General features: G+C 70.3%; 13 protein-coding genes. 11 read left to right on the top strand and 2 right to left on the bottom strand.

Annotated features, from left to right (window positions below):
- Positions 1–21: 21 nt before the first annotated feature.
- The 11 genes from AB7M35_RS04475 to AB7M35_RS04425 all read left to right on the top strand — a co-directional run bounded on the left by AB7M35_RS04475 (position 22) and on the right by AB7M35_RS04425 (position 11,427).
- Positions 22–1,212: a penicillin-binding protein activator gene (locus AB7M35_RS04475; RefSeq protein WP_453957604.1), complete on the top strand. Its 1,191-nt coding sequence runs from the start codon at positions 22–24 to the stop codon at positions 1,210–1,212.
- Between the two features lie 35 nt (positions 1,213–1,247).
- Complete coding sequence (coaBC, locus tag AB7M35_RS04470) at positions 1,248–2,489, top strand: bifunctional phosphopantothenoylcysteine decarboxylase/phosphopantothenate--cysteine ligase CoaBC (RefSeq protein WP_453957602.1); 1,242 nt, start codon at positions 1,248–1,250, stop codon at positions 2,487–2,489.
- A gap of 10 nt (positions 2,490–2,499) precedes the next feature.
- Positions 2,500–2,973 (top strand): dUTP diphosphatase, encoded by a 474-nt coding sequence (gene dut / locus AB7M35_RS04465; protein ID WP_453957601.1) that lies wholly within the window; start codon positions 2,500–2,502, stop codon positions 2,971–2,973.
- A gap of 125 nt (positions 2,974–3,098) precedes the next feature.
- Positions 3,099–3,896 (top strand): HesA/MoeB/ThiF family protein, encoded by a 798-nt coding sequence (locus AB7M35_RS04460; RefSeq protein WP_453957599.1) that lies wholly within the window; start codon positions 3,099–3,101, stop codon positions 3,894–3,896.
- 104 nt (positions 3,897–4,000) lie between these two features.
- Positions 4,001–5,275 (top strand): multidrug effflux MFS transporter, encoded by a 1,275-nt coding sequence (locus AB7M35_RS04455; protein WP_453957598.1) that lies wholly within the window; start codon positions 4,001–4,003, stop codon positions 5,273–5,275.
- A 174-nt stretch (positions 5,276–5,449) separates the two neighbouring features.
- Complete coding sequence (gene ccoG, locus AB7M35_RS04450; RefSeq protein WP_453957596.1) at positions 5,450–6,910, top strand: cytochrome c oxidase accessory protein CcoG; 1,461 nt, start codon at positions 5,450–5,452, stop codon at positions 6,908–6,910.
- A gap of 62 nt (positions 6,911–6,972) precedes the next feature.
- The gene (locus AB7M35_RS04445) at positions 6,973–7,503 is read left to right on the top strand and encodes a FixH family protein (RefSeq protein ID WP_453957595.1); all 531 of its coding nucleotides are present in this window, start codon (positions 6,973–6,975) and stop codon (positions 7,501–7,503) included.
- On the top strand, positions 7,500–9,743 hold the full coding sequence (locus AB7M35_RS04440; protein ID WP_453957594.1) for a heavy metal translocating P-type ATPase: 2,244 nt from the start codon (positions 7,500–7,502) through the stop codon (positions 9,741–9,743). The genes AB7M35_RS04445 and AB7M35_RS04440 overlap by 4 nt, the downstream gene beginning before the upstream one ends.
- A complete protein-coding gene (gene ccoS, locus AB7M35_RS04435) occupies positions 9,740–9,916 on the top strand; it encodes a cbb3-type cytochrome oxidase assembly protein CcoS (RefSeq protein ID WP_453957593.1) in 177 nt (58 codons plus the stop codon). Before AB7M35_RS04440 ends, ccoS begins: the two co-directional genes overlap by 4 nt.
- 144 nt (positions 9,917–10,060) lie before the next feature.
- Positions 10,061–10,435: a DUF427 domain-containing protein gene (locus tag AB7M35_RS04430; protein WP_453957591.1), complete on the top strand. Its 375-nt coding sequence runs from the start codon at positions 10,061–10,063 to the stop codon at positions 10,433–10,435.
- A 125-nt stretch (positions 10,436–10,560) separates the two neighbouring features.
- Positions 10,561–11,427 (top strand): dienelactone hydrolase family protein, encoded by an 867-nt coding sequence (locus tag AB7M35_RS04425; protein WP_453957589.1) that lies wholly within the window; start codon positions 10,561–10,563, stop codon positions 11,425–11,427.
- Positions 11,428–11,650: 223 nt separating this feature from the next.
- On the opposite strand, the gene AB7M35_RS04420 is transcribed toward AB7M35_RS04425, so the two are convergent.
- Complete coding sequence (locus tag AB7M35_RS04420; protein ID WP_453957587.1) at positions 11,651–11,845, bottom strand: heavy-metal-associated domain-containing protein; 195 nt, start codon at positions 11,843–11,845, stop codon at positions 11,651–11,653.
- Between the two features lie 124 nt (positions 11,846–11,969).
- Complete coding sequence (locus tag AB7M35_RS04415; protein ID WP_453957585.1) at positions 11,970–13,304, bottom strand: M16 family metallopeptidase; 1,335 nt, start codon at positions 13,302–13,304, stop codon at positions 11,970–11,972.
- Positions 13,305–13,392: the final 88 nt, after the last annotated feature.

The following is a 13,392-nucleotide window of genomic DNA, read 5'->3' as shown; positions in this document are numbered from 1 at the left end:
TCGGGAGAGGATCCGTTCGTCATGACTAGCCTCCGGTCGCACCGGTTCGCCGTTCTCGCCCGTCTCGGGGCCGTCGTCGGCGTCGCGGCTCTGGTCGCCGCGTGTGTCAGCTCGCCCACCGGGCCGCAGACGCCGGTTCAGCCCACCCAGCCGACGGCGCAGCCGCGTGGCGAGGTGCTGGGTTCCGGCTCGGTGCCGGTGGCGCTGCTGCTTCCGATGTCGGCCGGCGGCGAGGCCTCGGGCCTCGCGACCGCGTTCCGCAACGCCGCCGCGCTGGCGATGAACGATTTCCCCAATTCCGACATCCGCATCCTCGTGCGCGATACCGGCGGTACCGACACGGGTGGCCGCGATGCCGCCCAGGGCGCCATCGGCGAGGGCGCCAAGCTGGTGCTCGGACCGGTGTTCTCCTCCGCGGTGGCCGGCGCCTCGGTGCCGGCGCGCCAGGCGGGCGTGCCCATCATCGCGTTCTCCACCGATGCGACCGTCGCGCGCCGCGGCGTCTACCTGCTCAGCTTCCTGCCGCGCCAGGATGCCGACCGCATCATCTCCTACGCCGCCTCCCAGGGCCGCACGTCGTTCGCCGCCCTCGTGCCCGACAACGGCTACGGCCTGGTGATGGAAGCCGCCTTCCGCGAAGCCGTCTCCCGCACCAAGGGTCAGGTCGTCGCGGTGGAACGCTACAAGCCGGACCCGGCCGACATGGCCGCCAAGGCGCGCGCCATCGCCGCCAAGGGCTCGGTCAACGCGGTGTTCATGCCGAACGGCGGTCAGGACCCGCAGATCCTCGCGGCCGCGCTGTCGGAAGCCGGCCTGTCGAGCGCCAAGCTTCTCGGCTCCGGCCAGTGGGACAACCCGAACGTCCTGCAGGCGCAGGCGCTGACGGGGAGCTGGTATCCGGCGCCCCAGCGCAAGGGCTACGAGGCGTTCGCCGCCAAGTACCAGCGCCAGTACGGTTCGGCCCCGCCGCGCACCGCCTCGCTCGCCTATGACGCGACGAGCCTGGCCGCCGGGCTGGTCCGCGCCCGCAGCGCCGGTGCCTTCACCGACGAGATGCTGACCAATTCGGACGGCTTCCTCGGCGTCGACGGCATCTTCCGCTTCCTCGCTGATGGACGCAGCCAGCGTGGGCTGGCCGTGTACGAAGTCGGCGGCGGGAACAGCCGCGTCGTCTCCGCCGCGCCGCGGAGCTTCACCAGCGGCGGCTTCTGACCGGGTTTCGCGTCGTGTCGCCCGAGGGCCGAACCATGCTTGCCGGCAAGCGCATCCTGCTCGTCATCGCCGGCGGCATCGCGGCCTACAAGGTGCTCGAGCTGATCCGTCGCCTGAAGGAGAGGGGGGCGACCGTCGTCCCGGTCATGACGCCGGCCGCCGAGGCCTTCGTCACGCCGCTGAGCGTCGGCGCCATCGCCGGCGAACCGGTCCACCGTGATCTCTTCGACCTCACCCGCGAGAGCGACATCGGCCACATCCGCCTGTCGCGCGAGGCCGACCTCCTGGTGGTGGCGCCGGCGACCGCCGATCTGATCGCGAAGATGGCCGGCGGCCATGCCGACGACCTGGCGACGACGGCGCTGCTGGCCACCGACAAGCCGGTGCTGATCGCCCCGGCGATGAACCCGCGCATGTGGGAGCACCCGGCTACCCGCCGCAACATGGACCAGCTCCGCGCCGATGGCGTTCGCATCGTCGGGCCGGGAGTGGGCGCGATGGCGGAGCGCGGCGAGGCGGGCGTCGGGCGCATGGCGGAGCCCATGGACATCCTCGCCGCGATCGAAACGGCGCTCGGGTCCGGGCCGGCGCTGATCGGCGCCCCGAAGCGGCTTTCCGGCCGGCGCGTGCTGGTCACCTCCGGGCCGACCCACGAGCCCATCGATCCCGTGCGCTATCTCGCCAACCGGTCGTCCGGCCGCCAGGGTCACGCGATCGCCGCCGCCGCTGCCGCGGCGGGCGCCGACGTCACCCTGGTCAGCGGCCCCGTCGAGATCGCGCCGCCCGCCGGCGTCTCCGTCGTCAATGTCGAGAGCGCCGCCGAGATGCTGGCGGCTGTCGAGGCGGCGCTGCCGGTTGACGTGGCCGTGATGGCCGCCGCCGTCGCCGACTGGCGCGTCGCAAGCTCGTCCGAACGGAAGCTCAAGAAGCAGGCCGATGGCGCGCCGCCGACCCTCGAGCTCGTCGAGAACCCCGACATCCTCGCCTCGATCGGCCGCCACCACACCCTGCGTCCGCGCCTCGTCGTCGGGTTCGCCGCCGAGACCAACGACCTCATCGACAACGCGCGCGCGAAGCTCGCCCGCAAGGGTGCCGACCTGATCGTCGCCAACGACGTGAGCCCCGCGACCGGCGTGATGGGCGGCGTCGACAACACCGTGCGCATCGTCAGCGCCGAGGGGGTCGACCCGTGGCCGAAGCTCTCCAAGGACGACGTCGCGACCCGTCTGGTGGCGCTGATCGCGGACCGGCTGGCGGCCCGAACGCTCACCGAGTGATGGATTTCGCATGAGCACCCCTCCGAGCCTCGTCGTCCGCCGGCTGCCCCATGCGGCCGGCCTGCCGCTGCCGGCCTATCAGACCGCATCGGCCGCCGGCCTCGACCTGGTGGCCGCGCTTGCCGTGGACGCCCCGCTGACGGTGGCGCCCGGTGCGCGGGTGCAGGTGCCGACCGGGCTGCAGATCGCCCTGCCGGCCGGAACCGAGGGCCAGGTCCGCCCGCGCTCGGGGCTGGCGGCGAAGCACGGCCTGACCGTGCTGAACGCCCCCGGCACCATCGATGCCGACTATCGCGGCGAGGTGGGGGTGCTGCTGGTCAACCTCGGCGCCGAGCCGGTGACCATCGCGCGCGGCGACCGCATCGCCCAGCTCGTCGTGGCGCCGGTGCTGCAGGTGCCCATCGAGGAGGCAGACACGCTGCCGGACACGGCGCGCGGCGGCGGCGGCTTCGGCTCGACCGGCGGTCTGTCGTCGCGATCCTGAGCGCCGTTCGCCTCTCGGTTAAGCTTCGCCTTTTCAGATACTTCTACCGAAATTCTGAATCTGTGCGACAGCAGCCGGGCTCGCGGCGCGCTTGACCCGGGCGGCCGGCGTGGTCAGATCAGGGCATGAGCTTTTCCCCGGACGAAATCGAACGCTATGCCCGCCACCTGGTGCTGCCCGAGGTCGGCGGCCCGGGTCAGCAGAAGCTGAAGGCCGCGCGGGTGCTGGTGATCGGGGCAGGCGGGCTCGGCTCGCCGGTGATCCAGTACCTGGCCGCCGCCGGCGTCGGCACCATCGGCATCGTCGACGACGACACGGTGGCGCTGTCGAACCTGCAGCGGCAGATCCTGCATGGCACCACCGACGTTGGCCGCACGAAGGTCGCCTCCGCCACCGATGCCGTCGCCGACCTCAACCCCAACGTCAGCGTCGTGGCGCATGTCGTGCGGCTGACCGACGACAATGCCGGGGAGCTGGTGCGCGGCTACGACATCGTCGCCGACGGGTCGGACAACTTCGCCACGCGCTACGCCGTCTCGGACGCATGCTGCCGCGAGGCGCGCCCGCTGGTGACGGCGGCGGTCGGCCGCTTCGACGGATCGCTGACGACGCTGCGACCCTTCGAGACCGCGCCGGACGGCACCCCGAACCCCACCTACCGGTGCCTGTTTCCCAAGGCACCACCGGCCGGCATCATCCCCACCTGCGCGGAGGCCGGCATCCTCGGCGTGCTCACCGGCCTTGTCGGCACGCTGCAGGCGCTGGAGGTGCTCAAGGAGATCCTCGGCATCGGCTCCGGCCTGGTCGGAAAGCTGCTTCTGGTGGACGCGCTGTCGCTGCGCTTCGAGACGTTCGGCTACGGCTTCGATCCGTCCAATCCGCTCACCGGCACCGCCGCCAGCCTGGCGAAACCGGCCATCTGACGCGCCGGTTCGTGACGCTGGTGACACTATCGCCATGCAGCGCGGGTGGGGGAGCAATCCGGTGCGCGCATGGCGAGAATGCCGGAGACCGGGTATCAGAACCTATGCGAAATCCTGAAACATCCGCCGTCGACCCGCTGGAAGCTGCCCGCCGGCAGGCCCGCGAGGCGCTCGGCCTGCCGTTCGTCGAATTCATCGCGATCATTGCCCTGATGATGGCGCTGACCGCCTTCTCGGTCGACATCATGCTGCCGGCGCTGCCGGAGATCGGCGACGCCTTCTCCGTGAGCGACGTCAATCACCGCCAGCTGGTGGTGGGCGTCTACATGATCGGCTTCGCGCTTGGGCAGATCATCTACGGGCCGCTGTCCGACCGGTACGGCCGCAAGGCGATCCTCTATCTCAGCCTCGGAATCTACCTTCTCGGCACCGTCCTCTCGATGCTGGCGCCGGAGTTCGGCTACCTGCTTGCCGGGCGGCTGGTCCAGGGCATCGGCTGCGGCGGACCGCGGGTGATCGCCATCGCCATGGTGCGCGACCGCTTCGAGGGCCGGGCGATGGGCAAGGTGATGTCCTTCGTCATGATGGTGTTCATCATCGTGCCGGTGATCGCGCCGTCGGTCGGCGGGGCGATCAGCGCCTTCGGTCCGTGGACCTGGATGTTCGCCTTCCTGCTGCTGGTGGGGGTGACGCTGCTCATCTGGGCCGGCATCCGCCTGCCGGAAACCTGCCCGCCGGAGGACCGCACGCCGCTGTCCGTCACCGGGCTCGTCGGTGCGTTCAAGGTCGTGCTGACGACGCGCCAGACGGTCGGCTACGCGATCTCGCTGGGCTTCATGTTCGGCGCGCTCATCGGCTACGTGAGCTCCGCCCAGCAGGTCTACCAGGGCGTGTTCGGCCTCGGCGGCTCGTTCCCGATCTTCTTCGGCGCGGTGGCGATCTTCATGTCGGCCGCCTCGCTCACCAACGCGACGATGGTCGAGCGGCTCGGCATGCGCCGGCTGTCCCACGGCGCGCTGGTGGCGATGGCGCTGATCATGTTCGTCTGCATGGTGGTGGACGAGATCTCGCCGCTGTCGCTGGTGGCGTTCACCTGCTTCTTCGGCGCCGCGTTCTTCTGCGTCGGGCTGATCCTGCCCAACTTCAACGCCATCTCCATGGAGCCGCTCGGCCACGTGGCCGGCATGGGCTCGTCGCTGATCGGCGCCTACATGACCGGCATCGGTGCGGTGCTCGGCACCCTGGTGGGCCAGAGCTTCGACGGCACGGTGCAGCCGATGATCCGGGGCTTCGCCGGCTTTGCCGTCGCCTCGCTGGTCGCGGTGCTGATCACCGAACGCGGGCGGCTATTCGGGGTGGGCGAAAACCGCCGCCACTAGCGCCGGTTTCGGCCGGATCCGGCACCACTAGACCAGGTCTTCCTTTCTCTCGTTTTTGCGCTGCGGCATTGCGCCCCGCCCTTGATGCCAATCAAGGCGGGGCGGCCGCGACGCGCCCACATTGCCGGAAGAGCCGCGTTCGGGCTCGGGGCGGGCCGAGAGATTGCGAAGGTTATGACGATGCGTGTCGATACATCGGGTGGCGGAGCGGCTGGCGATGCACCCATGTACGTGGCGGCGAAGAAAATCTATCCGCAGGCCGTGCACGGGCGCTTCCGGCGCATCAAGTGGGGCGTGCTCGCCGTCACGCTGAGCATCTACTATTTCCTGCCGTTCGTGCGCTGGGACCGGGGCATCAACGCGCCCGACCAGGCGCTGCTGATCGACCTGGACGGACGCCGGGCCTATTTCTTCTCCATCGAGATCTGGCCGCAGGAGGTCTACTACGTCACCGGCCTGCTGATTCTGGCGGCCCTCGGCCTGTTCCTCATCAACGCCGTCGCCGGGCGGATCTGGTGCGGCTATCTCTGCCCGCAGACGGTCTGGACCGACCTGTTCATGCTGATCGAGCGCTGGATCGAGGGCGACCGGCGCGAGCGCATGATCCTCGATGCCAAGCCGATGTCGGCCCAGAAGCTCGCCAAGAAGGGGATCAAGCACATCCTCTGGCTGGCCATCGCCATGTGGACCGGCGGCGCGTGGATCCTCTATTTCGGCGACGCGCCGACGATGGTGGTGAACCTCTTCACCGGCCAGGCGTCGATGGTCACCTACGTGTTCGTCGCGGTCTTCACCTTCACCACCTACGCGCTCGCCGGCATGATGCGCGAGCAGGTCTGCATCTACATGTGCCCCTGGCCCCGCATCCAGGCGGCGCTGACCGACGAATGGGCCCTCAACGTCACCTACCGCACCGACCGCGGCGAGCCGCGCGGCTCGCTGAAGGAGATGGCCAAGCGGGCGGAGAAGGGCCTGCCTGCCGGCGACTGCATCGACTGCTACCAGTGCGTCCATGCCTGCCCGACCGGCGTCGACATCCGCGAGGGGCTGCAGCTCGACTGCATCCAGTGCGGACTGTGCATCGACGCCTGCGACACGGTGATGGAGAAGATCGGCCGGCCGACCGGGCTGATCGGCTACGACACCGACATGAACCTGGAGCTGCGCGCCGCCGGCAAGCCGCCGATCTACAAGATGGTCCGTGCCCGCACGGTCATCTACGCGGCGATCATCGCGCTGGTCGGTTCCATCATGCTCTACACGCTCACGTCGCGCTCGTTCTCCGACATCAGCGTGCTGCACGACCGCAACCCGGTGTTCGTCGAGCTCTCCGACGGCGGCATCCGCAACGGCTACACGGTGCGCCTCCTCAACAAGCGGCCGATCGAGCGGACGTTCCTGCTGCGGGTCGCCGGCCTGCCCGCCGACGCGCGGCTGGAGGCGGTCGGCGTCGACCAGTCCATCGACGGCAATCCGCTCATCACCGTCGGTCCAGACCGCAGCCGCGAGATCCGCGTGCTGGTGTTCATGCCGACGGGCGAGGACATCCCGCCGGCGACCGACGTGACGTTCCAGATCGTCGACGTGAAGGACGGCGAGCGGGCCACCGCCGTGGACACCTTCAAGACGAAATAGGCAACCGATAGGGTGTGCCGCCGATCGGCGGCACGGAAACGGCTTCCCATGGGGACAACGACATGACGACGGCTTCCGCGGACACCGCCACCGGCTTCCGGCTCACCGGCCGCAAGGTCTTCCTCGGGCTGGTGGGCTTCTTCGGGATCATCACGGTGGCGAACGTCGTGCTGATCTGGCTGGCGGTCGGCACCTTTCCGGGCGTGGTCACCAACAGCGCCTACCAGGCGGGCCGGGAGTATCCGGAACTCCTGGAGGCGGCGCGGCTCCAGCGCGATCTCGGCTGGGAGATGGACGAGAGCGTCTCGGCGGGCGGACCGACCGACCCGGTCGCGATCCGCCTCGACGCGAACGACCGCGACGGCGCGCCGCTCTCCGGCCTATCGGTGACGGCGACGCTGGCGAGCCCCACCCACACCGGGCTCGACCGGCAGGTCAGCCTGTCGGAGGGCGAGGTCGGCCTCTACGGCGGCCTCGCGGACCCGCTGCCGGCGGGGCAGTATGATCTCACGATCGATGCGCAGGCCGGCAACGGCGCCACGTTCCGTTCGGTGAACCGCATCGTCATCACGGGGAACGGCCAGGTGCGATGACCATCGCCGCGCGCGACTGGACCGCCTTTTCGCAGGCCGAGGCCGACGGCCGGCGCTCCATGGAGCTCGCCGTCGACGGGATCCACTGCGCCGCCTGCATGAGCAAGATCGAGCGAAGCCTGGGCGGCGTGCCGGGCATCGAGCGCGCGCGGGTGAACCTCTCCAACCGGCGGCTCGCGGTCACCTGGCGCCCCGAGGAGGTCGACGGCGGGTCGATCGTCTCGACGCTCGCCGACATCGGCTACGAGGCGCGACCGTTCGTCCGCGGCCAGATCGACGACAGCTTCCGCCGCGAGCGCAACGCGCTGCTGCGCGCGCTCGCGGTCTCGGGCTTCGCGGCGATGAACGTGATGCTGTTCTCCGTCTCGGTGTGGTCGGGCAACGTCACCGACATCACGCCCGAGACCCGGCTGCTGTTCCACTGGCTGTCGGCGCTGATCGCGCTACCGGCGGCGGCCTATGCCGGCCAGACCTTCTACCTCAGCGCCTTCAACGCCATCCGCCACGGGCGGGTGAACATGGACGTTCCGATCGCGCTCGGGGTGATCCTGGCGCTCGGCCTCTCCTTCTACGGGACGCTGACGGCCGGGTCGGACACCTATTTCGAATCGGCGCTGATGCTGCTGTTCTTCCTGCTCCTGGGGCGGGTGCTCGACCACGTCATGCGGCGGCGGACCCGGACGTTCGCCGAGAACCTCGCGGCGTTGCGCGCCGACACGGCGGTGCTGGTGGCCGACGACGGCTCGCTGCGCGAGGTTCCGGTCACCGAGGTCGGCGCCGGGGCGCTCGTGCAGGTGGCGGCCGGCGGGCGCGTGCCCGTCGACGGCACTGTGATCGGCGGGACCTCCGAGATCGACCAGTCGCTGGTGACCGGCGAGACCATGCTGCAGCCGGTGGGCGTTGGTGACCGGGTGTTCGCCGGAACGCTCAACGGCGAAGGCCTGCTCACCGTGCGGGTCGCGGCGGCGGGCGAGGGGACCTTGCTCGACGAGGTCAACCGGCTCCTCGACAAGGCGATGACCGCGCGCTCGCGATCGGTGGCGCTGGCCGACCGGGTGGCGCGCTGGTACGCGCCGTTCGTGCATGGCGCGGCGCTCGTCACCTTCCTAGCCTGGCTGGCGCTCGGCGCCAGCGTGGAGCGGTCGCTGGTGGTGGCGATCACCGTCCTCATCATCACCTGCCCCTGCGCCATCGCGCTCGCCGTGCCGGCGGTGCAGGTGACGGCGGCGGGCGCCTTCTTCCGCAACCGCCTGCTGCTGCACGCGGGCGATGCGTTGGAACGTCTGGCGGTGGTCGACACCGTCGTCTTCGACAAGACCGGCACCCTGACCACGCCCTCGGCCCGGATCGCCAACGCCGGCGACGTGCCCGACGTGGCCCTGGAGGCCGCCCGGGCGCTGGCCTTCGGCTCGCGCCACCCCGTCTCGCTGGCGATCGCCGGCGACGGCAGGCCGACGAGGGTGGCGACCGACGTGCGCGAGGTGGCGGGCACCGGCGTCTCGGGCCGGATCGACGGCCTTGAGGCGCGCCTCGGCAAGCCGGCCTTCGTCGGCGCGGAGGCGGAAGCGGCCGCTGTCGCGCTGCGCTATCCCGATGCGACGCTGGTGGGCCTGAGCATCGAGGGGCAGCGCCCGGTCGTGCTGGCGCTGCAGCAGGTGCTCCGTTTGGATGCCGCCGAGACGGTCGCCGCGCTGAAGCGGCGCGGCCTCGACGTGAAGATCCTCTCCGGCGACCGCGGGCCGGCGGTGGCCCGGGTGGCCGGACAGCTGGGCATCGAGGACTGGCAGTCGGGTCTGAAGCCCGCCGACAAGATTGCGGCCCTGGAGGCGCTGGAGGCGCGGGGGCGCCGGGTCCTGATGGTGGGCGACGGCCTCAACGACGCGCCGGCGCTGGCCGCCGCCAGCGTCTCCATGTCGCCCGTGTCGGCCGTGGACCTGAGCCAGGCCGCCGCCGACGTGGTGTTCCTGGGCGACCGGCTGGCGCCGATCCTGCTGGCGCTTTCCATCGGCCGGCGGGCGCGGCGGATCATGTCGGAGAATCTCGGCCTCGCGCTCGCCTACAACCTGATCGCCGTGCCGATCGCCGTCACCGGACATGCGTCGCCGCTTGTCGCCGCCATCGCCATGTCGGGATCGTCGCTGCTGGTGACCGCCAACGCGCTCCGCGCCCAGTCGGTCCCGCGCGCCGCGAAGGACGACGTGGCGGAACCGGCGGCGGGCGGAGAGGCGGTGCCGGCATGAACATCCTGCTGATCCTCGTGCCGGTGGCGCTTGCCCTCGGCCTGATCGGCCTCGCGGCCTTCCTGTGGTCGCTGCGCGCCGGCCAGTACGACGACATGGAGGGCGCGAAATGGCGCATCCTGTCGGATGACGACCTGCCGCCCGACCACACCCCGGACGACGGCAAGGACTAGGACATTCGGCCGCAGATCGGTTCTATCCTGCCGCTCGGGCGTTTCCGGCGCTCGCTCGATCGTGAGGGGATCGCGTGGAACGTTCGCGGCCCCTCGCGACTTATCGCGCTGAGAAGGCCGGGCCTTCGCCCAAAGGAGAGCACCGTGATCGATTCCAGCCGCGATCATCCGATCACCATCACCCCGTTCGACGGGCACATCACCGTTACGGTCGGCAACACCGTCGTCGCCGATACCAGGCATGCGCTCGCGCTGCAGGAGGCGAGTTATCCCGTGGTCTATTACGTGCCGAAGGCGGACGTGGCGTCCTCCTTCCTGGTGCCGTCGGACCACTCCACCCACTGCCCCTACAAGGGCGACGCCAGCTACTGGTCCATCGCGCTCGCCGGCACCCGCATCGACAACGCCGTCTGGAGCTACCAGCGGCCGCTGAACGGCGTGGCCGCCATCAAGGACTATCTCGCCTTCTATCCGAACAAGGTGACGATGAGGGTCGATCCGGTCGCCGGCGCGGCCTGACGCAGGGCGTTCGTCGCGTCGTGTGGCGGGGCGGTCCCCTCCGCTCCGATCACTCCGATCTGAACGGGTGATCGGCCGGCCGTCCGCTATCCTCCGTCCTTCCAGCCGGTCAGGGAGGACGGGACATGCCGATACGCCAGGAAATCATCCAGCTCTTCGACGCCTTCACCCATGGAGGCATGAGCCGCCGCAGCTTCATGACGCGGCTCGCCGGCCTTGCCGGCGGGACCGCCGCGGCGGCCGCGCTGCTGCCGCTTCTCGAAAACAACTACGCCCAGGCGGCGATCATCGCCGAGGACGACGGCCGCATCGAGACGGAGCGGGTGAGCTTCGACGCCGGCGGCACCGAGGTCAGCGCGTACCTCGCCCGTCCCAAGGGCGCGGAGAAGCGGCCCGCCGTGATCGTCATCCACGAGAACCGTGGCCTCAACCCGCACACCGAGGACGTGGCCCGCCGCCTTGCGGCCGACGGGTTCGTGGCGCTCGCCCCCGATCTCCTGTCGGTGAAGGGCGGCACGCCGTCGGATCCGGACCAGGCGCGCGACCTGATCGGCCAGCTCGACGACGCGGATGTCGAAGCGGGGCTCAAGGCGGCCGTCGCCTGGCTGGCGGACAACCCGGCGACCAACGGCCAGGTGGGGGTGGTCGGCTTCTGCTGGGGCGGTGGCTGGGCCAACCGCCTGGCCGCGGCCGGCACGCCGCTCGCCGCCGCCGTCGCCTATTACGGCCGCCAGTTGCCGGCCGATCAGGTGGGCAACCTGTCGGCCCCGCTGCTCCTCCACTACGCCGGGCTGGACGAGCGCATCAACGCGGGCATCGCCGCCTACACCCAGGCCCTCGACGCCGCCGGAAAGCCCTACGAGGTGTTCGTCTACGAGGGGGTGAACCACGCCTTCAACAACGACACCAACGCGGCGCGCTACGACAAGGCGGCGTCGGACCAGGCATGGGCGCGCACGACGGCGTTCCTCAACGAAAACCTCGGCGGGTAGGAGGCAGGGCGAGCAAGCGCTGTCCGCATCCGGTGTCGCCGATGCTGCGGACAGTGGCCCTGGATTCCCGCCTTCGCGGGAATGAGCGGAGTTTGGGGTTGGCGCTGGGATTTTCGACGACTTTGCGGGATCTCTCCCGTCAGCCCGCGAAGGCGGGGAGGGCACAGGGCCGCCCACCCGGAGCCGATGCGCGGAGCGCACCCAGCGTGAGGGCATAGCTCATCTAGTGCTCGACGTTGAAGCCGGCGCGCTCGATGGCGAGGATGAACCGTTCCAGGGGGGCGGGGGTGTCGATGTCGACGCGGCCCTCTTCGATGTCTACGTCGACATCGGCCGCGGGATCGACGGAGTGAACCGCTTCGCGCACCGCGCCGCCGCAGCTCCTGCAGTCCATCCCGCTGACGATCAGGGTGATCACGCGTTCCGCCTCGTTTGCCCGAGAGACAGCCACGGCACACTGCCAAACCGCCTCATGACGCGCGTTCCGGCCCGATTCGTCAAGCTGCGGTGCGGCACGCCGGGCGCCGCACCGCCGTTGTCGGTCAGGTCCCGGACGGCCCGACGGTGACGAAGGTCGGTTCGCCGTTTCCGAGCACCCGGGCGGCGACGCGCTTCACGTCGTCGAGCGTCACCGCCTCGATCAGGGCGTTGCGCTTGTCGACGTAGTCGATGCCGAGCTTCTCCAGTTGGATCTGCAGCAGCTGGGCGGCGATCGAGCTGGAGGAATCGAAGCGCAGCGGATAGGCGCCGGTGAGGTAGGCCTTCGCCTCGTCGAGCTCCGCCTGGGTCGGGCCGCTCTCCGCCATCCGCGCGATCTCCGACTTGATCAGCCCGACCGTCTCGTCGACGCGGTCGGCGCGGGTGGCGGTGCCGCCGCCGAACACGGCGGAGTGGTCGAGCGGCACCAGGTAGGAATAGACCGAATAGGCGAGGCCGCGCTTCTCGCGGATCTCCACGAACAGGCGCGAGGAGAACGAGCCGCCGCCGAGGATGTAGTTCATCACGAAGCCCGGGATGAAGTCCGGATCGGAGCGGTCGAGGCCCGGCCCGCCGAAGCGGATGGCCGTCTGCGGCACGTCCATGGTCTCCGTTGCCGTCTCGCCGGACTTCGGCATCACGTTGGCCACGGGCTGCAGCGTCGCGGTGGCGGGCAGGCCGGAAAAGGCCTCGTCCAGCAGCGGTTTCAGGGTCTCCGCATCGATGGCGCCGACCACGACGACGTGCAGGTTGTCGCGCGCCATGGTCGCGTCCTTGAACGCCTGCAGGTCGTCGTGGGTGATGGCGGCGACGCTGTCCTCGGTGCCCTCCAGCGGGCGGCCGTAGGGATGGTCGGGATAGGCCTTGCGCGACCAGATGTCGGCGGCGACCTCCATCGGATCGCGCTGGTCCTGCCGGATCCCCGAGATGATCTGGTTGCTCATCCGGCCGATGGCCTCGTCGGCCAGGTGCGGCTCGCCGAGCGCCACCTTCAAGAGCTCGACACCCTCCTGCGGGTTGTCGGCGAGCATCTGCAGGTTGCCGTAGAAGTTGTCGCGGTCGGCGGAAAACGACATGCGGACCGACTTGTCCTGCAGCGCCGTCTGGAACGCCTCGGAATCGTAGGGACCGGCGCCCTCGTCGAGCAGCGCGGAGAGCAGGTTCGCCACCCCCGGCTCGTCGGCGGGGTCCTGGGAGGCGCCGGCGCCCTGGAAGGCGAAGTTCATCACCACCACCGGCACGGTGTCGTCGGAGACGAGCCAGGCCTGGATGCCGCCGGGGCTGGTCACCGGCTCGATGGTGATGGCTTCGGACGGGGTGGTGCCGGCCAGCACCGCCGCGGCGGTGAAGCCGACGGCGGCGAGCGACAGGCGGGTGCGGCGGGCGAGAATGGTCAGCATGAAGAGATCTCCTCTCCTTCAGGGGCGCGCGGGAAGCGTGCGCGGCGCCCCAAGACGGGCGAACACGGGCGACGGGACGGGGCAGGCG

This window comes from Amorphus suaedae (genome assembly GCF_053629675.1).
This window is presented reverse-complemented; position numbering and strand designations above follow the sequence as displayed.